Origin of the sequence: Nocardioides renjunii (assembly GCF_034661175.1) — a bacterium.
Lineage (GTDB): Bacteria > Actinomycetota > Actinomycetes > Propionibacteriales > Nocardioidaceae > Nocardioides > Nocardioides renjunii.
The window spans coordinates 349,368-373,025 of sequence record NZ_CP141058.1 but is presented as its reverse complement, the minus strand read 5'-3'; the positions used below and the strand labels follow the sequence as shown (position 1 = coordinate 373,025).

Here is a 23,658-nt window from a genome sequence, read left to right as displayed (position 1 = left end):
TCAGGCTCGGCGCACCTTGATCGTCCGCTTCGCGACCACCTTCGCTGAACCCGGCGCGGTCAGCTCGACCCGCACCTCGACGACGCGGCCGGGGCGCAGCCGCTTGAGGCCCTTCTCGGAGAGCTTCACCGCGACCTTCGCCCTCGTGCCGGCGGCGGCGCGGTAGGCCCGCGGCTTCGCGAGCGCCTTGCCGCCCTTGGCCAGCTCCACCCGCAGTGCGCCGGTGCAGCCGGCTGCCGCGCCGGCGGGGCAGGTGACCGGGACCTTCAGCCTGCCACGCTTGACGGTCGTGACGCCCTTGACCTTCGGCACGCTGCCGACGACCGCGGGGGCCGGCGGCGGCGGGGTCGGGGCGGTGGGGGCGAGCATCGTGACGCCGTCCCCGAGGTCGACGTTGGTGGCGCCGAGCTGGTCGGTGGTCACCCGGACGATCGCGTTGTTCTTGCTGTCGGTGAACCAGATCGCCCCGTCGGGGCCGAAGGTGAGCGAGGTGGGCTCGTAGTTGCCCACCGAGCTGATCGCGCCGACGCCGTTGGCCGCGATGTGCCCGATGCCGGGCGCCGCGCCGACGTTGGTGAACCACATCTGGCCGTCGGGCCCCTGCACGAGGTCGGTGGGGGCGGAGCGCGACCCGGTCTGCCAGATCTTCGTCGCGCCGCTGGCCTGGTCGAGGTAGCCGATCGAGCCCCGCGAGGGGCTGGTGAACATGGTCCCGCTGCTGCTGCGGGTGAACCAGATGGAGCCGACCGGGCCGGCGGCGAGCCCGTTGGGGTACGTCGCGTCGCTGGGCAGCGGGTAGGTCGTCCCCCCGCTCGCGTCGGCGTTCACCTTCGTGATCGTGTCCTGTCCGGAGGAGCTGCCGTTCTGGCACCACATGGACCCGTCGGCGGCCTCCCCCAGGACGTCGTCGCACTCGGGCGAGTTGTTGTAGGCCGTCAGCTGGCCGGACGGGGTCATCTTCACGATGAACGAGCTGCCGTAGTTCATGGTGACCCAGGCCGTGCCGTCCGGGCCGACCCTGACCTCGCCGCCGTAGGGACACGTGCTCACGCAGCCGTCGTAGTTGGGGAAGGTCCAGTCGGCGAGGAGCTGCCCGGTGCTGGAGAGACGAGTCAGGTTGCTGCCGTGGTCGGTGGTGACCCACACCGAGCCGTCCGGCGAGACGTCCAGACCCTTGGCCGGGCCGTCGACGCTCGAGTCGGTCGGCGGAAGCGCGAACTCTTGGATCTGCCCTGAGGTGGTGATGCGACCGACCTTGTTGGCGTCGCTCATCAGGAACCACATGCTGCCGTCGGGCGCGGTGGTGATCCGGCCCAGCTCGGCGTTGCTCGTCGGCACCGGGAACACCGACACGGCGGCGTGCGCGGGCGCCGTACCGGTGACGAGCAGCAGCGGGCTGACGACCAGGGCGAGGGCGGTGAGCAGGGCGGTCCGGGCTGGGATGGCCATCGAGGTCGCTTTCGTCCGCGGCGCGCGTGCCCCCCATGACCACGCGGTCACACCGTGGCGGTCACGGTAGCGAGAAGCCGGGCCGCGGGAACAGTGACGATGGGATGAACTCTCGGCGCCCTGCGGCCGCACCGGTTGGCACGACGAACGGACCGTACGCCCCGACGCCCCGCGACCGTACGCCCGGCGGGCCCGCGATCGCGACCGTTGGGTCCGTTCGTCCGCTCGGCCGGCACCCCCGTTCAGGCGTGGCGACCACCCGGCCGCCGCTGGTCGGATGGAGCCATGGCGACGGCGTCCCACACCATCGACGACCTGCTGGCCGAGGCACGTGCGGACCTCGTCCGCCTCTCCCCCGCCGAGGCGCTCGCCGCGCAGCAGGCCGGCGCCGTCCTGGTCGACGTCCGTCCCGAGGCCAACCGGATGGCCGAGGGCGAGCTGCCCGGAGCCCTGGTCGTCGAGCGCACGGTGCTCGAGTGGCGGCTCGACCCGGCGTGCGAGGCGCGCCTGCCGCTGGCGTCGTACGACCTTCACGTCGTGGTCGTCTGCAACGAGGGCTACTCCTCGAGCCTGGCGGCCGCCACCCTCCAGCGGCTCGGGGTGCACCGCGCCACCGACCTCGTCGGCGGCTTCCGGGCGTGGAAGGCCGCCGGGCTGCCGGTGGCACTCCCGCGGTGACGCTTCGAGCGGCGGTCAGGACTTCTTGGCCGCAGCCTTCTTGGTCGTCTTCTTGGCCGCCGTCTTCTTCGCGGTCGTCTTCTTGGCAGCGGTCTTCTTGGCGGGGGCCTTCTTCGCGCCCTTCTTGGCCGCCTTCTTGGCCGGACCGCGCTCGCGACGCTCGGCGAGCAGCTCGGCCGCCCGCTCGAGGGTGATCGACTCGACGGTGTCGTCCTTGCGGAGGGTGGCGTTGTACTCGCCGTCGGTGACGTACTCGCCGAAGCGACCGGCCTTCACGATCACCGGCTGGCCCGAGACGGGGTCGTTGCCGAGCTCCTTGAGCGGCGGGGTGGCCGCACCGCGACCGCGCTGCTTGGGCTGGGCGTAGATCGCCTTGGCCTGGTCGAGGGTGATGTCGAAGATCTGGTCCTCGCTGGTGAGCGAGCGCGAGTCGGTGCCCTTCTTGAGGTAGGGCCCGTAGCGACCGTTCTGCGCGGTGATCTCGGTGCCGTCGTCGTCGACGCCGACCACGCGGGGCAGGTCGAGCAGCTTGACCGCGTCCTCGAGGCTGACGGTGTCGAGGGTCATGGACGTGAAGAGCGAGCCGGTGCGCGGCTTGGCCGACTTGGGCGCGTCGTCGGGCAGCACCTCGGTGACGTAGGGCCCGAAGCGACCGTTCTTGGCCACGATCTGGAGACCGGTGTCGGGGTGGTTGCCGATCACCTGCTCCTCGCCGGCGGGGTTGGCGAGCAGCTCCTTGGCCTTGGCCACGGTGAGCTCGTCGGGCGGCAGGTCGTCGGGGACGTTGGCGCGGACGGGTGCGCCGTCGCCGTCCTCGGGCGCCGGGCCCTCGACGTAGGGACCGTAGCGGCCGACGCGGAGGTCGATCCCGTCCCCGATGGGGAAGGTCGCCATCTCCTTGGCGTCGATGTCGCCGAGCTCGGTGACCAGCGTCTTGAGGCCGACGACGTCGCCGCCGCCGTAGTAGAACTCGCCGAGCTCGGTGGCCCGGTCGGCGCGGCCGCCGGCGATCTCGTCGAGCACGTCCTCCATGTCGGCGGTGAACTCGTAGGACACCTGGCGCGGGAAGTGCTCCTCCAGCAGCCGCACGACCGAGAACGCCAGCCACGCCGGCACCAGCGCCGTGCCCTTCTTGTAGACGTAGCCGCGGTTGAGGATGGTGCCGATGATCGAGGCATAGGTCGACGGTCGGCCGATCTCGCGGTCCTCGAGCTCCTTGATCAGCGTCGCCTCGGTGTAGCGGGCGGGCGGCTTGGTCTCGTGGCCCTCGGGCGTCAGTGTCGCCGCGGAGACGGCGGCACCCTCGGTGAGGTTGGGCAGCCGGGTCTCGGCGTCGTCGCGACGCTTGGAGGCGTCGTCGATGTCCTCGACGTAGGCCTTGAGGAAGCCGTGGAAGGTGATGGTGCGACCGCTGGCGCTGAACACCACGTCGCGACCGTCGGCGGCGGCACCGCCGATGCGGATCGTCACCGAGCTGCCGACCGCGTCCTTCATCTGCGAGGCGACGGTGCGCATCCAGATCAGCTCGTAGAGGCGGAACTGCTCGCCCGACAGCCCGGTCTGCGCCGGCGTGCGGAAGGTGTCGCCGGCCGGGCGGATCGCCTCGTGGGCCTCCTGGGCGTTCTTGACCTTGGAGGCGTAGGTCCGCGGCGAGTCGGGGAGGTACTCCGCGCCGTAGAGCTCGCGCACCTGGTCGCGGGCGGCGCCGACCGCGGCGTCCGACAGCGTCGTGGAGTCGGTGCGCATGTAGGTGATGAAGCCGTTCTCGTAGAGGCGCTGCGCGACCGACATGGTCACGCTCGCGCTCATCCCGAGCTTGCGGCTGGCCTCCTGCTGCAGCGTGGTGGTGCGGAAGGGGGCGTACGGCGAGCGGCGGTAGGGCTTGGACTCGACCGAGCGGACGGCGTACGTCGTGTCGGCGAGGCCGGTGGCCAGCGACTCGGCGTCGGCGCGGGACAGGTGGACCCGCTCCGCCTTGCCAGCTGATCCGGACTTGAGCTCACCGGTGTTGTCGAAGTCGGCACCGCGGGCGACGCGGACGTCGTCGACGCTGTGCAGCTTGGCGGGGAACATTCGCGGGTCGTGGCCGGTGCCGGCGTCGAACGTGGCGTCGATGTCCCAGTAGGAGGCGACGCGGAACTTCATCCGCTCGCGCTCGCGGTCGACGACCAGACGGGTGGCGACCGACTGCACGCGGCCCGCGGAGAGGCCGGACATGACCTTCTTCCACAGCACCGGCGAGACCTCGTAGCCGTAGAGGCGGTCGAGGATGCGGCGCGCCTCCTGGGCCTCGACGAGGTCGTCGTTGATCTGGCGGGGATTCTCGACCGCCGCGAGGATGGCCTGCTTGGTGATCTCGTGGAAGACCATCCGGTGCACCGGCAGGCCCTTCGGCGGCTTGAGCTCGTCGAGGAGGTGCCAGGCGATCGCCTCGCCCTCGCGGTCCTCGTCGGTGGCGAGGTAGAGGGCGTCGGCGTCCTTGACCAGCTTCTTCAGCTTGGCGATGTGGCTCTTCTTGTCGCGCGGCACGACGTAGTAGGGCTCGAAGCCGTTGTCGACGTCGACCGCGAGGCGGCCCCACGGCTTGTCCTTGATCTTGGCCGGGGTGTCCGCGGCGTTGTTGGGCAGGTCGCGGATGTGACCGATCGAGGACTCGACGACGTAGTCCGAGCCGAGGTACCCGCCGATCGTGCGGGCCTTGGCCGGGGACTCGACGATGACGAGCTTTGCCACTTCTGATTGCTCCCTCTGTTGCTGCCTCGTGTTGCTCAGCGCCGCAACGGTAGCGCCACATCCCGAGATCACCACCCCGCGGCGTCCACAGGCACAGGTGAGGGAGCGCCGGGTCAGGCCCCCGCGGGCTTGAGCGGGTCGTGTCCGAACGACATCAGCATCCGCCGCAGGTCGTCGTCGTACGCCTCGGGCTCGGGCTCGTCGCCGCGGATCGTGCGGACCTGCGCGACGACCTGCTCCATGGTGTCGACGTCGTCGGGGGTCAGGTCGGTGCGGCGCTTGCCGAGGATGGCGAGCACCTGGTTGCCGACCTCGTGCTCGGGCAGCACGCTGTCGGGCTCGATCAGCTCACCGCCCTCACCGGTCGCCTCGACGCGCAGCCAGTCGGACAGCTCGCGGGAGGTCATGTTGACCACGGTGTGGAACTCCTGCCAGAGGTCGTCGCTCACGTGGCTCTCAGCCATGGGTGGCTCCTTCGTCGATCGTGGGGTGGTCGGGTGCGGGCCGTCGGCGGCTCACGAGGCGGACTGGTCCGGCCGGGTGTCGAAGCGCAGCACGGCGCCGACGCCGTCGGGCAGCAGGCTGACCGGAGCGTACAGAGGCAGGAGGTCGGCGTCCTGGCCGATGGCGGCGCGCACCATCGCCTCGTCCAGGCGGGTGGGCGCCGGGTCCTCGACGCCGAACGCGGTCAGCTCGTCCGGCGTGTGGCCGAGCAGGAGCGGCTCGGGGCCGACGTAGGCCTCGCGGTCTTCGAGGGCACCCTGGAGCAGCACGAGCGTCTCCACCTCGCCGCGCCGCAGCGCCTCGACGGTCTCGGCGACGCCGACCGCCTTGGCTCCGCCGCCGAGGCGGTCGAGCACGCCGTCGATGCGCCCGCTGCGGTAGCGCTGGATCGCGGCCTCCACCTCCTCGTCGAGGAGGTCGTCGGAGGCGCCCTCGGCGCGGCTGCCGTGCTCGAGGGCCTCGAGGCGCTCGGCGACCCGCGTGCCCACCTGGTCCCGGACGCTGGCGACGCTGGTGGGGTCGCCGGTGATCAGCACGAGGTCGATCCGCTCGTTGCCGGCGAGGCGGTCGAGGTCCTTGGCCACCGTCTCGGCGTTGCGCTCGATCGAGTCCTCGACCCGCATCTGGTATCGACGCTGGGACCAGCCACCGACCTTCACCTTGGTCAGCTCGTCGTGGTCGCCCTCGCTCGTCATCTCCCGCTGCACGGGGCTGACGGTGCCGGCCACCGTGATGTCCGCGCCCGAGCGGTCCACCCGGACGAGCGCGTAGCGCACGTCGTCGGCCTGGGCGCGGGCCAGCTCCAGCAGGTGGGCGATCGGGCCCTGGTGCTGCTGGGCGGGCACCGCGCTGGCGAGCACCATGTCGGTCACCAGCTCGCCGCCACTCGCCGCGACCACGCGGAAGGTCTCGCCGCCGTGACCCGTCTGCTCGACGACGCGCGCGGCGACGGCCTCCACGGCCGCCTCGTCGGCCCCGGCGCCGAGCAGCTCACGGCGCAGGTTGTCGGCGCGCACCTCGATCTCCTGGGCTGCGTTCTCGTTGGTGCGGCTGACGTCGACGTACGCCGTGACGACGTCGCCGTAGACGTCCGCGGCCGGGCGCAGCGCTGACAGGGGGGCCATCCTGGGTGTCGTCATGCGGCGCTAGTACCCGATGCCCTCCGCCGCATCCCCCCGAACCAAGCGTCAGCCCACCCCCAGGAAGCCCTCCGCGACCAGCTCCCGGACCGCGGGGAGGTATGCCGCGCGCAGGTCGGCCTCGTCGCGCTCCAGCAGGGTGCCGAGGGCGCCCAGCAGCCGGCCGACGGTGAGGTCACCGTCGCACGCGCCGAGGAACGCGGCCTCGACCGTGTCGGCTGTGCGCGCGCGGCGGAACCCCCGCTGCTGGCGCAGCACGATGGCCTCCGGGTCCTCGGCGCCCGGCCGGCCGACGGTCTCCTGCTGCACGTCCTCGCGGGCGCGGAGCGTACGGCCCAGCAGCTCGTCGTCGGTGAGGCCGCGGAGCGCTGACGCGGCCTCGCCCCAGGCGTGGACCGCCGGGCCGATCGGCTGCTCGACGTCGTAGGGCCACTCGATCAGCTCGTGCCGGCCTCCCCCGGACCCCGCTCCGTCGCCGAGACGGACGTTGATCCAGCCGAAGCCGATCCGGCGGATGCCGGCCTCCTCCAGCCACGACAGCCAGGTGTCGTAGCGCCGGGCGTAGTCCGGGCCGCCGTGGTGGCCGGAGTCCTTGAGCCACAGCTCGACGTAGGCCGACGGGTCGAGCGTCTCGCGCTGCACGACCAGCGCGTCGCAGTCGTCGCGGAGCCACGAGCCGAGCCGCTCGTCCCAGGGACGGCCGTCGACGATCGACCAGTTGGCGAGCACCTGCAGCCAGCCGCCGTCGGTGAGGTGCTCCGGGCCCGTGCGGACGATGTCCTCCACGACCCGGTCGCCCGGCAGGCCGGAGTCGCGGTAGACCAGCCGCTGCCCCGTGGCCGGGGAGATCACGAACGGCGGGTTCGTGGCGATCAGGTCGAACCGCTCGCCCCGCACGGGCTCGAAGAACGACCCGTCGCGCACGTCGACCTCGACGCCGTTGAGCGCGGCGTTGAGCCGGGTCATCCACAGGGCGCGGGCGTTGACGTCGGTCGCGACCACGGAGCCCGCGTGCGCGGCGAGGTGCAGCGCCTGCACTCCGCAGCCGGTGCCGAGGTCGAGGGCGGAGCTGACCGGCTCGCGCATGGTGAGCTGCGCCAGGCTGGTCGAGGCGCTCGAGATGCCGAGCACGTGGTCAGGGCCCACGGCGACCGGGGCGCCGTCGAGGCCCGGTGTCAGGTCGGAGACGACCCAGAGGTCGCGGTCCTCTCCCGTCTCGGAGGTGGCGTAGGGCCGGCAGTCCGTACGGGCGGCCACCTCGCTGACGCTCTGCTCGAGCAGCCCCGCGTTGCAGAGCCGGTCGACCAGCCCGGGCAGCGCCCGCTCGGCGTCGTCGTGGGGCACCGGGGTCTGCAGCAGGAACAGCCGCACGAGCGTGTCGAGCGGCCCGCCCGACGTCGTACGCCGCAGCGCGGGCAGGGTCTCGTTGCGGCCGAGCGCCCGGTGCGCCTCCTCGCCGAGCGCCTCGGCGACGCGGTCGTAGGTGAAGTCGGCGGAGACGAGCGCGTCGCGCAGCGGGCCGGTGAAGTCGAGGTCCGAGTGCATGGACCCAGCCTCGCAGGCCCCGGGTGCCGCCGGCACAGCGTGTGACGAGGTGGTCGCTCCGGCGACCGCTCCGTCACACGTCGTGGCACCATCACCGGGTGCTGGAGCCACCGGACGACCTCACGGACGCCGAGGTGCTCGAGGCCGTACGACGCCACTGGGCGCCGGAGGCCGACGCCGTGGAGCACCTGCCCGTCGGGTGGGGCGCGCACCACTGGCGCGTCGACGCCGCGGGTGAGCCCGCCTACTTCGCCACCCTCGACCCCGACCTCCCCCGCCACACGCGGGCGACGCTGGAGGCGGCCTACGCGAGCGCGGCCGCGTTGGGCCTCGACTTCGTGTGGCCGTCGCTGCCGACGCTCGACGGCGACGTGACACTGCCGGTGGGCGCCCGCACGGCCAGCGTCGCCCGGTGGCTCCCCGGGGAGCGTCCCGAGACGTCCGTCGCCGAGCTGCCCGGGATGCTCGCCGAGCTGCACGCGACGCCGCCTCCCCGGACGGCGCGCGCTTGGGCGAGCGAGGTCGACGCGGACCTGCCGGGACGGCTGCGGGCCCTGCTGCAGCAGCCGTGGGAGGGGCCGCTCGGCCCGGCCGCCCGGGAGCTGGTGGTCGACCACCTGACCCAGGTGGGCGCCTGGTCGCGCGAGCACGCACGCCTGGTCGCGCTGGCCGACCCGGCGACGTACGTCGTCACGCACGGCGAGCCCGGTGTGCACAACCAGTGGCTCGCCCGCGGCCGGACGTGGCTGCTGGACTGGGAGTCGCTCCTCCTGGCCCCGCGCGAGCGCGACCTCGCCACGCTGGTCCACGAGGGCCGCGCCGTCGACCACGACCCGGAGATGGTGCGGCTCTTCGACCTCGAGTGGCGGCTGTCCGAGGTCTGGTCCTTCGCCCGGTGGATGCAGGGCCCGCACCTCGGTGGCGCCGACGACCACACGGCGCTCGGCGGCCTCACCTACGAGCTGACCCGTCCGCACTTCGACGAGCACTGACCGGGCCGGCACGACCTGCCGGGACGACCCGCCGGGACGACGACGGCCCGCCACCCCCGGAGGAGTGACGGGCCGTCGCGACGACGTGCGGCTGCGGTCAGGCGACCGCGGCCGGGGTGTCGTCGGAGATGGTGACCTCGCGACGCTTGGAGATGACCACGGCGACGACGATGATCGCGACCGCGGCGAGCGCGATCAGGAGACGGACCGGGTCGTTCTGGTCGTCGCCCACGCTCAGGGAGACGACCGCGCTCGCGATGAGCAGCGAGACCAGGTTCATCACCTTGATGAGCGGGTTGATGGCCGGGCCGGCGGTGTCCTTGAACGGGTCGCCGACGGTGTCGCCGATGACGGTGGCCTCGTGGGCGGGCGAGCCCTTCCCACCGTGGTTGCCGTCCTCGACGAGCTTCTTGGCGTTGTCCCAGGCGCCACCGGCGTTGGCCAGGAAGACGGCCATCAGGGTGCCGGCGCCGATGGCACCGGCGAGGAACCCGGCGAGCGCGGTCACGCCGAGGCCGAAGCCCACCGCGATCGGCGCCATCACGGCCAGGATGCCGGGCGTCACGAGCTCGCGCAGCGAGTCCTTGGTGACGATGTCGACGACCTTGCCGTACTCCGGACGGCCGGTGCCCTCCATGATGCCGGGGATCTCGCGGAACTGGCGGCGCACCTCGTAGACGACCGCGCCGGCGGCACGGGCGACGGCGTTGATCGCCAGGCCGGAGAAGAGGAACACCACGGCCGCGCCGAGCAGCACGCCCACGATGACGGCGGGGTTGAAGACGCTGAAGTCGAGGAGGTAGACCTCGTCGGCACCGACGTTGGCCTTCTCCAGCGACTCGAACACGGACGTGGCGTAGGAGCCGAACAGCGCGGTCGCGGCCAGCACGGCCGTCGCGATCGCGATGCCCTTGGTGATCGCCTTGGTGGTGTTGCCGACCGCGTCGAGCTCGGTGAGGATCTGCGCGCCCTCGGGGCTGACGTCGCCCGACATCTCGGCGATGCCCTGGGCGTTGTCGGAGACCGGGCCGAAGGTGTCCATCGCGACGATGACGCCGACCGTGGTCAGCAGGCCGCAGCCGGCGAGGGCCACGGCGAACAGCGACACCGTGAGCGCCGCGCCACCGAGCAGGTAGGCGCCGAAGACGGCCGCGCCGATGACCAGCGTGGTGTAGACCGCCGACTCGAAGCCGACCGAGAGGCCGGACAGGATGACGGTGGCCGCGCCGGTGAGGGACGTCTTGCCGACGTCCTTGACCGGGCGGTACTCGGTGCCGGTGTAGTAGCCGGTGAGGGCGAGGATGCCCGCGGACATCACGATGCCGATGACGACGGCCGAGGCCGCGATGAACCGCGGGTCGCCCTCCGCGCCGGCGAGGCCGTCGGCGATGTTGGTGAACTCGGCGAAGGTGCTCGGCAGGTAGACGTAGGACAGCACGACGCTCGCCACGGCGGCGATGCCCGAGGAGAGGTAGAAGGAGCGGTTGATGGTCGTCAGGCCGTTCTCACCGGCCTTGGGCTTGGTGAGGTAGACGCCCGCGACGGCGGTCAGGGCACCGATGGCGGGGATCAGCAGCGGGAAGACCAGGCCCTGGTCACCGAAGGCCTGCGAGCCGAGGATGAGCGCGGCGACCAGCGTGACGGCGTACGACTCGAAGAGGTCGGCGGCCATGCCGGCGCAGTCGCCCACGTTGTCACCGACGTTGTCGGCGATGGTGGCGGCGTTGCGCGGGTCGTCCTCGGGGATGTTCTGCTCGACCTTGCCGACCAGGTCGGCGCCGACGTCGGCGGCCTTGGTGAAGATGCCGCCGCCGACCCGCATGAACATGGCGAGCAGCGCGGCGCCGAAGCCGAAGCCCTCGAGCACCACGGGCGCCTCGTCCTGGAAGAAGAGGACGACCAGGCTGGCGCCGAGCAGGCCGAGGCCGACGGTGAGCATGCCGACCATGGCGCCGGTGCGCAGGCCGATCGTCATGGCGGGCTCGCGGCCCACGGTCTCGGCCGCCGCGGCGACGCGCAGGTTGGCGCGCACGGCGAGGTTCATGCCGAGGTAGCCCACGGCTGCGGAGAAGCCGGCGCCGACGATGAAGAACACCGAGCGGAAGATGCGCACGACGGTGTCGTCGGCCGGCAGCACGAGGAGCGCGAAGAACGCGATCGCTGCGAAGACGGCCAGGGTGCGGAACTGGCGGGTCAGGTAGGCGTTGGCGCCCTCCTGCACGGCCTGGGCGATGGTCCTCATGTTGTCGGTGCCCTCGCCGGCGGTCATCACCTGGGACCTGAACATCGCGGCCATCCCGAGCGCGCCGAGCGCGATCAGGGCGACGACGACGACCAGGATCAGATTTCCACCATCGAGCTCCGGCTTCACGACCGCGGGCAAGATCCCCGTCATGCGCGTCCTCCTAGGACTGGAATTGATCCATGAACGCGCCGGAGTCTACGCAGACGTGATCCGCATCACGGGGCAGGGTGACCCACGCCACACCGGGGCCCACCGCAAGGGGTGGGCATGTGTGGACACAGGTGGGCACGACCTCGGACGGTCGGTCGAGCCGGTCGACGAGCTCGCCGGGCAGTCGGGCTCGGCGGACGGGTCGCGTGGAGCGCTCAGGCGCCGGGGGCCAGACCGACGGAGTCGTGGATCACGAACACCTTGGCCAGGCCGGTGATCCGGAAGATCTTGAGCAGGCGCTCCTGGGTGCAGACCAGGTCGAGGGAACCGTCGTGGGCGCGGACCTTCTTGAGGCCCCCGACCAGCACGCCGAGGCCGGTGGAGTCGAGGAACTCGACGGCCTCGAGGTCGACGACGATGTCGTAGGAGCCCTTGCTGACCAGGTCGGTGATGCAGTCGCGCAGCTTGGGCGCGGTGTAGACATCGATCTCCCCGCCGACGGCGACGATGGCGCGCCCGTCCACCTCGCGTGTCGCAAGGGTGAGATCCACGACTGCTCCCCGGTCCCCGAAAGTGCTGTTCGGACAGTGCGCTTGCGGGACACCCTGCGTGCCCCTGTCAACGTTTCGGGTGGTATCAAACCACGAGTCCCAACCGTTGCGCAGGAGTCCCTCACAGTTCCACCGTCCCCGCCCTTTGCGAGACTGCCGAGGTGAGTGACTCCCCGTCCCGCGCGCTGCCCCCGGTCGAGGCGCTGATCCGTCGGCTGACGGGTGTCCCGGGGCGCGAGGACCGCCTCCAGCACCTCGAGGTGCTGCCTGCCCGCGAGGCCGTCCACGAGGACTGGCCGGGGTGGGTGCCGGACGACGTACGCGGTGCGTTCGCAGCCCAGGGCGTGGCGCGACCGTGGCGCCACCAGGTGGTCGCGGCGGACGCCGCCCACGCCGGCGACCACGTGATCGTCGCGACCGGGACGGCGTCGGGGAAGTCGCTGGCCTACCAGGTCCCCGCGCTCTCGGCCATCCGCTCCTCCCGCGGCGTCCGCGGCGAGCGCGGGGCGTCGGTGCTCTACCTCGCGCCGACGAAGGCGCTGGCCCACGACCAGCTCGCCGGGCTGGCGTCGCTGCGCCTCGACGTACGCCTGGCCGCGCACGACGGCGACAGCTCGCGCGAGGAGCGCGACTGGACGCGCGACTTCGGGGAGTACGTCCTCACCAACCCCGACATGCTGCACCGGTCGCTGCTGCCGTCGCACCACCGGTGGTCGAGGTTCCTGGGGTCGCTGCAGTACGTCGTCGTCGACGAGTGCCACCACTACCGCGGGGTCTTCGGCGCGCACGTCTCGCACGTGCTGCGGCGGCTGCGGCGGGTGTGCGCGATGTACGGCGCCCACCCGACGTTCGTGCTCGCCTCCGCGACGGTCGCCGAGCCCGAGGTCACGGCGTCGCGGCTGACCGGTCTCGACGTCGTGGCGCTGACCCGGGACGACTCGCCGCGCGGCCGGGTGTCGCTCCTGCTGTGGGAGCCGCCGTTCACCTCGCACGCCGGCGAGAACGGCGCGCCCGTGCGCCGTGCCGCCTCCTCCGAGGTCGCCGACCTGCTGGCCGACCTGGTCGCCGAGGACGTGCGCACCCTCGCCTTCATCCGCTCGCGCCGCGGCGCGGAGCAGGTCGCGCTGACGGCGGCCGAGCTCCTCGAGGAGGTCGACCCCTCCCTCCCGAGCCGGATCGCGGCCTACCGGGGCGGCTACCTGCCCGAGGAGCGGCGCGCCCTCGAGGCGGCGCTGCGTCGCGGGGACCTCGTCGGGCTGGCGGCGACCAACGCGCTCGAGCTGGGCATCGACATCAGTGGGCTCGACGCCGTCCTCATCGCCGGCTTCCCGGGGACCCGCGCGGCCTTCTGGCAGCAGGTCGGCCGCGCCGGCCGCGGCGCGCAGGACGCGCTCGGCGTGCTGGTCGCGAAGGACGACCCGCTCGACACCTACCTCGTCACGCACCCGGAGACGCTGATCGGCGCACCGGTCGAGGCGTCGGTGTTCGACCCGTCCAACCCGCACGTGATGGGCCCGCACCTCTGCGCCGCGGCCCAGGAGTCACCGCTCACCGAGGCCGACCTGCCGCTCTTCGGGGCCACGGCCCGCGAGGTGGTGGACCGGCTGACCGAGCTCGGGCTCCTGAGGCGACGCCCGCGCGGCTGGTTCTGGACCGACCGCAGCCGGGCGGCCGACCTCGCCGACATCCGCTCCGCCGGCGGCGCGCCGGTCCAGCTGGTCGAGGCGGACACGGGACGCGTCGTCGGCACCGTCGACGCCGGCGGGGCGCACAACCAGGCCCACCCCGGTGCGGTCTACGTCCACCAGGGCGAGACCTGGTTGGTCGAGGACCTCGACCTCGAGCACCACGTCGCGGTCATGCGGCGAGACGAGCCGGCCTACAGCACGACGGCGCGGGAGACGACCGACATCGGCATCGTCGCGACCCACGAGCGGCAGTCGTGGGGCGGGTGCGAGCTGTCGCTGGGCGAGGTCGACGTCTCCCACCAGGTCGTCTCGTTCCTCAAGCGGCGCCAGCCCGGCGGCGAGGTGCTCGCAGAGGAGCCGCTCGACCTGCCCGAGCGGACGCTGCGCACCACCGCGATCTGGTGGACCGTGCCCGACGACGTGGTCGCCGAGGCGGGGCTGGCGACCTCGGACGTCCCGGGTGCGGCGCACGCCGCCGAGCACTGCTCGATCGGCCTCCTCCCCCTCTTCGCGACGTGCGACCGCTGGGACATCGGTGGCGTCTCGACGGCCCGGCACGCCGACACGGGTGTGCTGACGGTCTTCGTCTACGACGGGCACCCGGGCGGGGCGGGCTTCTCCGAGCGCGGCTTCCGCACCGCGCCCGCCTGGCTGGCCGCGACCCGCGAGGCCATCGCGAGCTGTGAGTGCGTCAGCGGGTGTCCCTCGTGCATCCAGTCGCCCAAGTGCGGCAACCAGAACAACCCCCTCGACAAGGCGGGCGCGATCGTCCTGCTCGACGCTCTCCTCGGGGGTGAGCCGTCCGCGCGGACCGGGGGCTAGATTCGGTCCATGGTCTTCCTCGGTCTGGCACTCATCATCCTCGGCGGCATCGCCATCCTGTCGGCCGTGTTCGTCAGCGAGCCGGGCAGCGGCGGTGAGCTCCTCGGGTTCGACGTCACCACCCTGGAGTCCTTTCTCGTCGGCGTGGCCGCAGGTGCCGCCATCCTCTGGGGCTTCTCGATCCTCAAGTGGGGCACCAAGCGGGGCCTGGCGCACCGCAAGGAGCGCAAGGAGCTGCACGACCTGAACCGGAAGCTGGACCGGGTGGAGACCGAGCGCCGTGAGGACGGCCCGGACCACCAGCGCGAGCAGATCTGACCGGCGCGCTCACCCGGGACCCGGGCCTGCCCGCGCCTCGGCGCTCACCCGCACGGACCGCCACGGCACTGCGGGCCCGTCCACCGACACCTCGACGGTGACCTCGGTCCCGGCGACGACGCAGGCGTCCAACTCCGCGGCGTTGGCCGCGGCGACGCGGGCCGCCTCGCCGCACCCGACCGGCGAGACGGACGCTCCGGCCAGCGCCGCGAGGTCGGCGGCCGCCTGTGCCCGGCGCTGGGCGACGACCAGACCGCCGGCGGGGGCCAGCCCGACCATGACGAACATGAGCACGCCCGCCATCGCCACCACCAGCACCGTCGCACCGCCTGCCTCGTGACGTCGCCGGCGGAGGCGGTGCTCCACCCGCGACTCGTGCTCGGGGCTCACGGCTCCTCCATGAGGGCGACGGCGTCGGCCGAGACGGTGACCCCGGGCAACGACCCGAGCAGCCCTCCGGGGCCGGCGACACGTGCCGTCGTGGTCACCACGACCCGGCCGCCGCCCACCTCGACGCGCACCCGGGCGCCCTCGGGCGCGATCCGGGTGGCGACGTCGCGGGCGGTGGCCACGTCGTCGCCGCGGGCCACGGCCCGGGCCGCCTCGCGCGAGGCGTCGACGACCCGGACCTGGGCTGCGCCGAGCGCCAGCATCCAGACGAGTCCGGCGGTCAGCGCGACGAGCAGCGGGATGCCGAGCGCGAGCTCGGCCGTCGCCGCCCCGGTGTCCTCCCGCGCCCGCGCAGCCATCAGCCGATGCCGAGCAGGCCCATGACGTGCTTGAACAACCGCTCGAGCAGCTGGTCGCCGAACTTGCCGGTGAGCAGCGTGTAGAGCAGGCCGGCGAACCCGGCCCCCGCGGCGGTGCCGACGGCGTACTCCGCAGTGGTGATGCCCCGCTCGTCGTGACGGTCCTGTGTCATTGCTTCCCCTGTCGTCTGGGCTCCCGATGAGCCCGGTCAGGACCACCCTCGACGCCCCGCCGACGAGCCGCACGGGCCGCGACAGCGGGCTGTGGAGCAGGGCCGGCGCCGGGTCCCTGTGGACGGAAAACGGCGTTCGCCCGACGCCAGGGGCGGGCTAGCCTCCCCGCATGGACGACGTCGAGCTGGTGCGGATCGGGCCGGACGACTGGGCCGTGCTCCGCGACGTACGGCTGGCGGCGCTGCTGGACGCCCCCGGCGCCTTCGGGGCTCGTCACGCCGACTGGGCGGACGCCACCGAGCAGCGGTGGCGCGCCCGGCTGGCCGACGTGGCGCTCACCGTGGTCGCCCGCAGCGACACCGGTCCGGTCGGCGTGGTGTCGGGCGCGGAGTCGGAGGACGTCGTCGAGCTGATCTCGATGTGGGTGGCCCCCGGCGAGCGCGGCACCGGGCTGGCGGGCCGGCTCATCGACCACGTCGTCACCTGGGCAGCCGACCGTGGCCGCACGACCTGCCTCATGGTGCGCGACGACAACGCCGCGGCGATCCGCGCCTACGCGCGTGCCGGCTTCGTCGACCTGGGCGTGCCCGCGGGCCAGCCCGACGACGTCCCCCGCGAGCGGCGGATGCAGCACGGCGGAGCCGATCATGCAGCCGTCGCGGGCATCGGCTGAGCCACCGTCGGCTAGGGCGCCACCGACTGGAACAGTGTCGCCACGGTCGGCACCACGCCGAGCAGCATGAACGCCGGCAGCAGGCAGACGCCGAGGGGCACCGCCGCCGAGACGCCGACCTTGCGCGCCGCGTCCTCGGCCCGGGCCAACGCCTCTCGCTCGAGCTCGACGGAGAGGCGCTCGACCGCGAGCACGACCGAGGCCCCCGAGGTCTGCGAGCGCACCATGGCCCGCGCCAACGGGGCCAGCGCCGGGTCGTCGGCGACCGCGGACCACGCCTCGGCGCCCGAGGCGCCCCATCGCGCCTGCTCGACCACGGGGCGCAGGCGCTCCGCCGCCGGACCGGGCAGCGCTGCGCAGACGCGAGCGAGGCCCGCGACGGGCTCGGCGCCCGCGTGCAGCGTCGAGGCGAGGAGCTCGATGAGGTGGGGGAGCGTCCGCTCGACCTCCTCGCGGTCACGCCGGCTCGAGGGTGCCTCGACCCCTGCCAGCACCCTGCGCGCGACGACGCCGGCGACCACACCTGCTGCGATCCCGGTGGCGCCGCCGACGACGAGCCACGCGCCCACCCCGACCCCGACCGCGGCCACGGGGCGCAACCCCGGACCGGAGCGGCCGCGCGACCTGGTCGTCCGGACCGGCGCCGGCAGCCACGTGAGCACGGCCAGGACGGCGCAGGCCACGCTCACCCAGGTCACGGCGACGCCGCCCGGTCGGCCAGTCGCTCGATCCACCACAGCCCCAGCCCGATGAGACCCACCCCGGTCACCAGGCACGCCCCTCCCACCGGCGTCGCCAGCAGGAACGCCCACGGGGACCCGCCGGCTCCGGAGCCCATGAGCAGGACCGCCAGCGGCAGGCAGGCGACGAGCCGCGCCGTCGCCCGCGCGGACGCGAGCTCGGAGTCGACGAGCCGCCGGGTGCGGCGTCGGGCGCGCAGACCGCCCGCGGTGCGCTCGAGCGCCGACGCGAGTCCGTGCCCGGAGTCCTGCGCGACCTGCCACGCCCCGGCGACCCAGCGGAGGTCCGACGCGCCGCGCCACTCCGCGGCGAGGCGCCTCATCGCGTCGGGGACGTCCGCGCCGAGCCGCGCCGCCTCGACCACCGACGTCAGGGGTGGCCACCGCTCCGCGGCGCTGGCGAGGGCGGCACCGGGCGGGCGGCCCGCGGCGAGCTCCGCAGCCAGCAGGTCGCAGACCTCGAGGACCGCCGCCTGGGTGCGGGCCGTCTCGCGGCGCCTGCCCCACGGGACCCCCGCGAGCCACCGCGGCGGGACGGCCGGTTGCCGCCCCGCCCGCGCCGACAGTGAGAGCGGCGGGCACCACAGCACGACGGCGGCGCCCGCCAGGACGGCGGCGAGCAGCGCACTCACCCGCCGACCGAACCCAGCCGCGCCGCAAGGACCGGGGCGGCAGGACCGGGGACCACCCGGTCGCCCTCGAACGTCGCGGCGGTGCTCAGGACGACGAGACCCGAGCCGTCGCGCTCCGGCACGCCGAGCTCGAGGACCCGGCGCCGGCCGTCGCGACCACGGCCGAGGTGGATGACGACGTCGAGCGCCGCTGCCAGCTGGCTGTGCGCCGCCTCGCGGGGCAGACCGGCGGCCAACGACAGGGCCTCGATCCGGGCAGGGACGTCGGCCGCGGAGTTGGCGTGCAGCGTGCCGCAGCCCCCGCCGTGACCGGTGTTGAGCGCTGCCAGCAGGTCCACGACCTCCGCTCCCCGCACCTCGCCGACCACGAGCCGGTCCGGACGCATCCGCAGCGCCTGCCGGACGAGGGTCTGCAGGGTGATCTCACCGGCACCCTCGATGTTGGGCGGCCGTCCCTCGAGCGCCACCACGTGGGGGTGGTCGGGGCTCAGCTCGCTCGCGTCCTCGACCAGCACGATGCGCTCACCCGGGTCGACCAGCGACAGGAGCGCCGACAGGACGGAGGTCTTGCCAGACCCGGTGCCACCGGTGACCAGGAACGCGCAACGTGAGTCGACCACCTCCTCGAGCAGGAAGGCGCCGTCGCGCGGGAGAGCCCCCGCCGTGACGAGCTCCGGGAGCGTCCAGACCCGCGCCCGCGGCACGCGCAGCGAGACGACCGTCCCCGATCGCGCCACCGGCGCCAGGACCGCGTGGAAGCGGGTGCCGTCGGGGAGGCGGACGTCGGCGTGCGGGCTGGCGTCGTCGAGGCGGCGACCGGCCGACGCCGCGAGGCGCTGCGCCAGCCGGCGAACCGCGGCGTCGTCGGGGAAGGTGACGCTCGTCCGCTCGAGGCCGGCCCCGCGGTCGAGCCACACCTCCTCGGGCCCGTTGACCAGGACGTCGGTAACGTCCGGCAGCCGCAGCAGCTCCTCCAGCGGGCCGGCGCCGAGGACGTCACGGCGCAGCAGGTCGTGCACGGCCAGGACGGTCGCATCGCCGACGGGCGAGCCGGACGCCCGCAGCGCCTCGGCGACGCGGTGCGGGGTGAGGTCACCGGCCTGCCCGGCCAGGCGACGGCGTACGTCGTCGAGGACGGCGGTCGGCACCGGGATGCCGGCGTGGACGGTCATGCCGCCGCCAGGAGGTCGCGGGCGGCGCGCGCCAAGGGCCCGCGACCGGCGAGCGGGCCGAGGCCACGGTCGACGGAGGCCGCTAGGCCGCGCTGGTCGCCGACGGTGGCGACGAGGGGCAGCCCGGTGACGCGCTCCGCGTCGGCGTCGCTGAGCCCGCCGGGGCGGAGCACGAGACCCGCCCGGCCGCCGCGGCCCAGGTCGGCGACCAGCCGGGCGGTCGCCGCCAGCCCCGACACGGTGGCGGGCGTGACGACCAGCAGGTCGTCGCAGCGGTCCGCGAGCTCGGCCAGGACCGGCCCTCCCTGACGCGGGAGGTCGAGCACGACCAGGTCGTGCCCGCCCACGGCCGTCGGCAGGATCCGGCGCGCGGTCGGCACGTCGAGCCGGCGGCGCAGTCCGGACCAGGTCAGGACGCCGAGGTGCTCACGGCGCGGCACGCCCTCGCGCAGCGCCCGAGCGCCCAGCCGGCCCGACGTCTCCGCCAGCGCCTCCCACCGCACCCCGGGCAGATCCTCCATGCCCAGCAGGCGGTCGAGCCCGGGCCCGAGCGCGTCGCAGTCGACCAGCAGCGTCGACGCCCGCCCGGCGTGCCACTGCGCCAGCGCGCACGCCAGCGTGGTGGAGCCGGCACCCCCGGCGCCGCCGACCACGCCCACGACGCGTCCCGGTGAGGACCGCTCACCGACGTCGGCGAGCGTGTCCACCAGCCAGTCGGAGGCGCCGGGGAGGTCGAGCACGGATGCCGCGCCCAGCGCGACGGCAGCGCGGAACACCTCGTACCCCGGGGACAGGCCGACGACGTGCACCCCCTGCCGCCGCGGCGGCGCGAGCGCCACCACGAGGTCCGCGACGTCGTCGCCCACGAGCACCAGGTCGGCGCCGGTCCAGTGGGACAGCGACAGGGCGGGCTCGGGACACACCTCCACCTCCACCCCCACCGCTGCGCAGAGGGGGACCACGGTGTCGGCGACGTGGGGGGAACCGGTGACGAGGAGGACGGCCATGAGGACAAGCCTCGGCGTCGGCACCGACGCGTGGGCCGGCCGACGCGACCGGCTGTGGAGAACGGCGTGCCCGGACGACCTGTGGACGTCCAAAGGCCCGGAACCGGGACCGCGGGGCGCCTACGATGAACGCATGACCCGCCCCACCGCGGCATTCTTCGACCTCGACAAGACGATCATCGCCAAGTCGAGCACGCTGGCCTTCAGCCGCGAGTTCCAGGCGGGTGGGCTCATCTCACGGCGCGCCATGCTGCGCTCGGCGTACGCGCAGTTCGTCTTCTTCACCGGCGGTGCCGACCACGACCAGATGGACAAGATGCGCGAGTTCATGTCGCAGCTGTGCGCGGGGTGGGACGTCGCCACGGTGCGCGAGATCGTGCACGACACGCTCACCAACATCGTCGAGCCGCTGGTCTACGACGAGGCGGTGACCCTGATGGAGGAGCACCGCGCCGCCGGTCGCGACATCGTCATCGTCTCCGCCTCCGGCGCCGAGGTCGTCGAGCCGATCGGCCAGATGCTCGGCGCGGACCGGGTGATCGCCACCCGCATGGAGATCGTCGACGGCAAGTACACCGGCACCATCGACTACTACGCCTACGCCGAGGAGAAGGCCCGGGCGATCGAGCACCTCTCGGCCACGGTCGGCTACGACCTCGACGCCTGCTACGCCTACAGCGACTCGGTCACCGACGTGCACATGCTCGACGTGGTCGGGCACCCCTTCGCGGTCAACCCCGACAGGGAGCTGCGCCGGATCGCCGCCGCGCGCGAGTGGCCCGTCCTCGCCTTCGTCCGCCCGGTCGCGCTGCGCCGACGCCTCCCGGTCCCGCCGGCGCGCCCCACGCTCGCCGCGCTGGCCGTCGGCGGCGCCGTCGCCGCGGGCAGCGTCATCTGGGCCAACCGGCGGCGCCGCGGCCCGGACGCCTGACGAGTTCTCCACCCAGTTCTCCACCCAGTTCTGCTCGAGTTCTCCGCCGAGTCCCGCGCACCCACCGCGGCGCCCCAAAGTCAACCCTTGCGGGACCCAGCGGGGAGGACTACAACGGACGGTAGAACTCCACAGCAGCACGTGACCCAGGTACCCACGCGGCGATCCACCCATCCGATGGGGTGCTAGCCAATCGGGATCTGCCCGAGGGCGGCGACTTAGAGAGTGCACGCTTGGTAGCCAGGAGTCACGTGTCGGCGGCGGCACCCGATCCACGCGAGCGGGTGCCGCTCGCATGCTCGGCCGGTGGCACCGGGTCAGCCCCGCAGCGGTGACTCCTCCGCGCCGGCGGCGAACGCCTCGGCCCCGTAGAGCGCCCAGGCGTGCACCCCGCTCGGACCGCCGCTGCCGTAGGCACGCAGGTTGGACTCGTACGCCGCCCGGTGGGCCAGGTGCCCGGCCTCCGGCACGACGAGCGACTTGGCGTCCACGCCGCGCGAGACCAGCACGAGGCGCTCGAGGGCCCGGGCCACGATGCCGTTGTGCGAGGCGAACGGCGCCGCCGTCGCCACGTCGGCGTGCGCGACCGCCGCGACGAGCAGCGCCGGCGCCTCGGTGCCGGAGAGCAGCAGCTCGGCCACCCCGCGGAGCCGGTCGGCCGAGGCGGCGTCCCGCGGGCGCCCCAGCTCCTCGGGGCCGAGCGCGGACGCACCCACGACGGCGTGCAGCCGCGCGACCGCCTGCAGCGGCGCGGTCTTGAGCAGCGGCGCGAGGGCCAGCATGGAGGCCGAGAGCCGTACGGCGTCGGCGGCGATGTCGTCGCCCTCACCCGCCCGCACCTGCTCGAGCGTGGCCGTCGAGCCCTCGAGGACGGCGCTCGCGTGGGCGCCGCGCAGCAGGGACTCGGCGGTCATCTCCGGCGACGTACGCCGCAGGCCGCGGTCGCGCAGCATCACGTCGATCCCGTCGCGCGTGCCGGCGTAGGCCGAGCGGACCCCTTCGAGGTCGGTGAGCCAGGCGAGCGGGTCGGTCATGGGGAGGAACGGTAGTCGCGCTCAGTCCACGACCGGGCGGGCGCCCTCGCGCGGCAGCAGCGAGATCTTCTGCCAGATCTTGCGCGACATGCCGGTGGTCAGCGTCTCGAGGTCGCTGACCGTGGTCAGCACCAGTGAGTCCCTGGACTCCTCGGCGCACAGCGCCGCCACCTTGCCGACCAGGGACAGCAGCTCCGAGCAGTAGTCGAGGTAGTGCTCCATCTCCGCCCGCGTGAGGTCGAGCGCCACGGAGGCCTCGGTCTCCTCGAAGTCCGCACGCAGCCGCTCGGGGTCCTTGGTCAGCTGGTGCATGTCGACGATGTGGGCCAGGGACCGCAGCCGGTGCAGCAGGTCGAGGAGGTGGCCGCGCTCGAGCCGCTGCGGCAGGGCGTAGAGGAACCACAGGGCGAGCCCCGCGAAGACGAGGTCGTTGATGGTGGACTCGATCAGCGGCACCCACTCGAAGGAGCGGTCGGGGCCGGCTCGTACGGCGTCGCGCGAGGCGAGCACGAAGACCGCGACCGTGGCGAGCAGCACGAGCGCCGCCACGGCGCGCGAGGCCAGGCGTACCCACCGGATCCGCTCGCGGATCGCCGACGCTCCCGCCGCCACGTCGGCGGTCAGCACCCGCAGCTCACCCGCCACGGCGAGCAGCCCGCGCTCGGGGAACCGCGCCCGGATGCGGGACTCGAGTCGCGCCACGGTGTCCTGCACGGGCGCCGCGTCGAGGCGCTGGAACGAGCTCACGCGAGCAGCGTAGGGCGCGGCGACCCCCGCCCGGGCGCACGCGCGGCGCGGCTGACGGCTGACGCGCTGCGAGGCACCTCGCTGAGGGCCCCCGTGCGCTTGTAGCCTGAGGCGGATGAGCGACGAGAGCCCCGAGTCCCCCGCCGGCGTCGACCCCGCGCGGTCGTTCGGTGCCGTCGCGGAGGCGTACGACCGGGGCCGGCCGTCGTACCCCGTCGAGGCGGCCGCGTGGCTGGCGGGCGGGGAGGCCAAGGTCGTCCTCGAGCTCGGGGCCGGCACCGGCAAGCTGACCCGGCAGCTGGTCGACCAGGGCCACGCGGTCTTCGCGACCGAGCCCGACGAGGCGATGCTGGCGATGCTCCACGAGCGGGTGCCGGAGGTCAGCGCGAAGGTCGCGACCGCGGAGGAGATCCCGGCCAACGACCGCTCGGTCGACGTGGTGGTGGTCGCGCAGGCGTTCCACTGGTTCGACCACGAGGCGGCGCTCGTCGAGATCGCCCGGGTCCTCAAGCCCGGCGGCCACCTGGCGCTGGTGTGGAACAGCCGTGACGAGCGGATCCCCTGGGTGCGCCGGATGGGCGACATCCTCGGCCGCCAGGACTCCAACACCTCCTCGGCGCAGCACCTGGCCGAGAGCGAGCTCTTCGGCGCCATGGAGGCGACGACCTTCAAGCACTGGCAGGAGGTCAACCGCGAGACGGTCCTCGACCTCGCCCGGTCCCGCTCGAGCTTCGCGACCATGGACGACGCGGCGCGGGAGCGGCACCTCGCCGAGCTGCTCGCCTTCTACGAGGACTACGGCCGCGGCATGGACGGCATGCAGGTCCCCTACGTCACCCGGTGCTACCGCGCCGCGGTGGTCGACCGCGACGAGCAGGCAACTTCCGGCGGGGGCGAGCCGTCACAGGAAGGACCGGTCGTGAGCGACGGCACCGACACCGACATGTTGCTCATCGACTTCCGCTGAACCACCGCACCTCGGGGG

General features: G+C 73.6%; 23 protein-coding genes. 7 read left to right on the top strand and 16 right to left on the bottom strand.

Translation table 11 applies throughout. The features are described from left to right. Positions 1-1,449: a Vgb family protein gene (locus tag SHK17_RS01710; RefSeq protein WP_322920870.1), complete on the bottom strand. Its 1,449-nt coding sequence runs from the start codon at positions 1,447-1,449 to the stop codon at positions 1-3. A 285-nt stretch (positions 1,450-1,734) separates the two neighbouring features. On the opposite strand from SHK17_RS01710, the gene SHK17_RS01705 reads away from it, so the two are divergent. Beyond that, the gene (locus tag SHK17_RS01705; protein WP_322920869.1) at positions 1,735-2,127 is read left to right on the top strand and encodes a rhodanese-like domain-containing protein; all 393 of its coding nucleotides are present in this window, start codon (positions 1,735-1,737) and stop codon (positions 2,125-2,127) included. 15 nt (positions 2,128-2,142) lie between these two features. On the opposite strand, the gene topA is transcribed toward SHK17_RS01705, so the two are convergent. From topA to SHK17_RS01685, 4 genes are all read right to left on the bottom strand, one after another. Next, on the bottom strand, positions 2,143-4,860 hold the full coding sequence (topA, locus tag SHK17_RS01700; RefSeq protein ID WP_322920868.1) for a type I DNA topoisomerase: 2,718 nt from the start codon (positions 4,858-4,860) through the stop codon (positions 2,143-2,145). Between the two features lie 113 nt (positions 4,861-4,973). Beyond that, positions 4,974-5,324, bottom strand: a complete 351-nt coding sequence (locus SHK17_RS01695) for a DUF3140 domain-containing protein (protein ID WP_172269108.1) — start codon at positions 5,322-5,324, stop codon at positions 4,974-4,976. Between the two features lie 51 nt (positions 5,325-5,375). After that, positions 5,376-6,503, bottom strand: coding sequence for a baeRF2 domain-containing protein (locus SHK17_RS01690; protein ID WP_322920867.1), 1,128 nt, complete (start codon positions 6,501-6,503; stop codon positions 5,376-5,378). 48 nt (positions 6,504-6,551) lie between these two features. Continuing rightward, a complete protein-coding gene (locus SHK17_RS01685; RefSeq protein ID WP_322920866.1) occupies positions 6,552-8,048 on the bottom strand; it encodes a class I SAM-dependent methyltransferase in 1,497 nt (498 codons plus the stop codon). A 98-nt stretch (positions 8,049-8,146) separates the two neighbouring features. Between SHK17_RS01685 and SHK17_RS01680 the strand changes: the two genes are divergently transcribed. Next, a complete protein-coding gene (locus SHK17_RS01680) occupies positions 8,147-9,040 on the top strand; it encodes a hypothetical protein (RefSeq protein ID WP_322920865.1) in 894 nt (297 codons plus the stop codon). Between the two features lie 97 nt (positions 9,041-9,137). Here SHK17_RS01680 and SHK17_RS01675 read toward each other — a convergent pair whose 3' ends face one another. Next, complete coding sequence (locus tag SHK17_RS01675; protein ID WP_322920864.1) at positions 9,138-11,435, bottom strand: sodium-translocating pyrophosphatase; 2,298 nt, start codon at positions 11,433-11,435, stop codon at positions 9,138-9,140. 215 nt (positions 11,436-11,650) lie between these two features. Continuing rightward, on the bottom strand, positions 11,651-11,986 hold the full coding sequence (locus SHK17_RS01670; protein WP_172269093.1) for an anti-sigma factor antagonist: 336 nt from the start codon (positions 11,984-11,986) through the stop codon (positions 11,651-11,653). A gap of 161 nt (positions 11,987-12,147) precedes the next feature. Here SHK17_RS01670 and SHK17_RS01665 point away from each other — a divergent pair, with 161 nt between their 5' ends. After that, a complete protein-coding gene (locus SHK17_RS01665; RefSeq protein WP_322920863.1) occupies positions 12,148-14,496 on the top strand; it encodes a DEAD/DEAH box helicase in 2,349 nt (782 codons plus the stop codon). 9 nt (positions 14,497-14,505) lie between these two features. Then, the gene (locus SHK17_RS01660) at positions 14,506-14,814 is read left to right on the top strand and encodes a hypothetical protein (RefSeq protein ID WP_322920862.1); all 309 of its coding nucleotides are present in this window, start codon (positions 14,506-14,508) and stop codon (positions 14,812-14,814) included. A gap of 9 nt (positions 14,815-14,823) precedes the next feature. Here SHK17_RS01660 and SHK17_RS01655 read toward each other — a convergent pair whose 3' ends face one another. From SHK17_RS01655 to SHK17_RS01645, 3 genes are read right to left on the bottom strand one after another with little or no spacing between them, the layout of a single operon-like run. Then, a complete protein-coding gene (locus tag SHK17_RS01655) occupies positions 14,824-15,204 on the bottom strand; it encodes an Rv3654c family TadE-like protein (RefSeq protein WP_322920861.1) in 381 nt (126 codons plus the stop codon). Beyond that, the gene (locus tag SHK17_RS01650; RefSeq protein ID WP_322425695.1) at positions 15,201-15,563 is read right to left on the bottom strand and encodes a TadE family type IV pilus minor pilin; all 363 of its coding nucleotides are present in this window, start codon (positions 15,561-15,563) and stop codon (positions 15,201-15,203) included. The genes SHK17_RS01655 and SHK17_RS01650 overlap by 4 nt, the downstream gene beginning before the upstream one ends. Then, the gene (locus tag SHK17_RS01645) at positions 15,563-15,736 is read right to left on the bottom strand and encodes a DUF4244 domain-containing protein (RefSeq protein WP_172269084.1); all 174 of its coding nucleotides are present in this window, start codon (positions 15,734-15,736) and stop codon (positions 15,563-15,565) included. Before SHK17_RS01645 ends, SHK17_RS01650 begins: the two co-directional genes overlap by 1 nt. A gap of 170 nt (positions 15,737-15,906) precedes the next feature. On the opposite strand from SHK17_RS01645, the gene SHK17_RS01640 reads away from it, so the two are divergent. Next, positions 15,907-16,410 carry a GNAT family N-acetyltransferase gene (locus SHK17_RS01640; protein ID WP_322920860.1) on the top strand — a complete coding sequence of 168 codons (504 nt, stop codon included), beginning with the start codon at positions 15,907-15,909 and terminating at the stop codon, positions 16,408-16,410. An 11-nt stretch (positions 16,411-16,421) separates the two neighbouring features. Here SHK17_RS01640 and SHK17_RS01635 read toward each other — a convergent pair whose 3' ends face one another. From SHK17_RS01635 to ssd, 4 genes are read right to left on the bottom strand one after another with little or no spacing between them, the layout of a single operon-like run. Further along, on the bottom strand, positions 16,422-17,108 hold the full coding sequence (locus tag SHK17_RS01635; RefSeq protein WP_322920859.1) for a type II secretion system F family protein: 687 nt from the start codon (positions 17,106-17,108) through the stop codon (positions 16,422-16,424). Then, positions 17,105-17,782 (bottom strand): type II secretion system F family protein, encoded by a 678-nt coding sequence (locus SHK17_RS01630; RefSeq protein WP_322920858.1) that lies wholly within the window; start codon positions 17,780-17,782, stop codon positions 17,105-17,107. The genes SHK17_RS01635 and SHK17_RS01630 overlap by 4 nt, the downstream gene beginning before the upstream one ends. Continuing rightward, complete coding sequence (locus SHK17_RS01625; protein WP_322920857.1) at positions 17,779-18,954, bottom strand: TadA family conjugal transfer-associated ATPase; 1,176 nt, start codon at positions 18,952-18,954, stop codon at positions 17,779-17,781. The genes SHK17_RS01630 and SHK17_RS01625 overlap by 4 nt, the downstream gene beginning before the upstream one ends. Continuing rightward, the gene (gene ssd / locus SHK17_RS01620) at positions 18,951-19,961 is read right to left on the bottom strand and encodes a septum site-determining protein Ssd (RefSeq protein WP_322920856.1); all 1,011 of its coding nucleotides are present in this window, start codon (positions 19,959-19,961) and stop codon (positions 18,951-18,953) included. The genes SHK17_RS01625 and ssd overlap by 4 nt, the downstream gene beginning before the upstream one ends. A gap of 133 nt (positions 19,962-20,094) precedes the next feature. Between ssd and SHK17_RS01615 the strand changes: the two genes are divergently transcribed. Then, on the top strand, positions 20,095-20,892 hold the full coding sequence (locus SHK17_RS01615) for an HAD family hydrolase (RefSeq protein WP_172269066.1): 798 nt from the start codon (positions 20,095-20,097) through the stop codon (positions 20,890-20,892). Between the two features lie 317 nt (positions 20,893-21,209). Here SHK17_RS01615 and SHK17_RS01610 read toward each other — a convergent pair whose 3' ends face one another. Next, the gene (locus tag SHK17_RS01610) at positions 21,210-21,926 is read right to left on the bottom strand and encodes a Fic family protein (RefSeq protein ID WP_322920854.1); all 717 of its coding nucleotides are present in this window, start codon (positions 21,924-21,926) and stop codon (positions 21,210-21,212) included. Positions 21,927-21,947: 21 nt separating this feature from the next. Continuing rightward, complete coding sequence (locus tag SHK17_RS01605; protein WP_172269060.1) at positions 21,948-22,673, bottom strand: hypothetical protein; 726 nt, start codon at positions 22,671-22,673, stop codon at positions 21,948-21,950. 115 nt (positions 22,674-22,788) lie between these two features. Here SHK17_RS01605 and SHK17_RS01600 point away from each other — a divergent pair, with 115 nt between their 5' ends. Next, positions 22,789-23,640: a class I SAM-dependent methyltransferase gene (locus SHK17_RS01600; protein ID WP_322920853.1), complete on the top strand. Its 852-nt coding sequence runs from the start codon at positions 22,789-22,791 to the stop codon at positions 23,638-23,640. Positions 23,641-23,658 lie beyond the last annotated feature (18 nt).

Excerpts from the sequence above, each read along its gene's own strand:
- SHK17_RS01710 (WP_322920870.1), bottom strand. The coding sequence starts at position 1,449 with ATGGCCATCCCAGCCCGGACCGCCCTGCTCACCGCCCTCGCCCTGGTC.
- SHK17_RS01705 (WP_322920869.1), top strand. The coding sequence starts at position 1,735 with ATGGCGACGGCGTCCCACACCATCGACGACCTGCTGGCCGAGGCACGT.
- SHK17_RS01695 (WP_172269108.1), bottom strand. The coding sequence starts at position 5,324 with ATGGCTGAGAGCCACGTGAGCGACGACCTCTGGCAGGAGTTCCACACC.
- SHK17_RS01690 (WP_322920867.1), bottom strand. The coding sequence starts at position 6,503 with ATGACGACACCCAGGATGGCCCCCCTGTCAGCGCTGCGCCCGGCCGCG.
- SHK17_RS01685 (WP_322920866.1), bottom strand. The coding sequence starts at position 8,048 with ATGCACTCGGACCTCGACTTCACCGGCCCGCTGCGCGACGCGCTCGTC.
- SHK17_RS01675 (WP_322920864.1), bottom strand. The coding sequence starts at position 11,435 with ATGACGGGGATCTTGCCCGCGGTCGTGAAGCCGGAGCTCGATGGTGGA.
- SHK17_RS01660 (WP_322920862.1), top strand. The coding sequence starts at position 14,506 with ATGGTCTTCCTCGGTCTGGCACTCATCATCCTCGGCGGCATCGCCATC.
- SHK17_RS01650 (WP_322425695.1), bottom strand. The coding sequence starts at position 15,563 with ATGGCTGCGCGGGCGCGGGAGGACACCGGGGCGGCGACGGCCGAGCTC.
- SHK17_RS01645 (WP_172269084.1), bottom strand. The coding sequence starts at position 15,736 with ATGACACAGGACCGTCACGACGAGCGGGGCATCACCACTGCGGAGTAC.
- SHK17_RS01640 (WP_322920860.1), top strand. The coding sequence starts at position 15,907 with ATGGACGACGTCGAGCTGGTGCGGATCGGGCCGGACGACTGGGCCGTG.
- SHK17_RS01625 (WP_322920857.1), bottom strand. The coding sequence starts at position 18,954 with ATGACCGTCCACGCCGGCATCCCGGTGCCGACCGCCGTCCTCGACGAC.
- ssd (WP_322920856.1), bottom strand. The coding sequence starts at position 19,961 with ATGGCCGTCCTCCTCGTCACCGGTTCCCCCCACGTCGCCGACACCGTG.
- SHK17_RS01615 (WP_172269066.1), top strand. The coding sequence starts at position 20,095 with ATGACCCGCCCCACCGCGGCATTCTTCGACCTCGACAAGACGATCATC.
- SHK17_RS01610 (WP_322920854.1), bottom strand. The coding sequence starts at position 21,926 with ATGACCGACCCGCTCGCCTGGCTCACCGACCTCGAAGGGGTCCGCTCG.
- SHK17_RS01600 (WP_322920853.1), top strand. The coding sequence starts at position 22,789 with ATGAGCGACGAGAGCCCCGAGTCCCCCGCCGGCGTCGACCCCGCGCGG.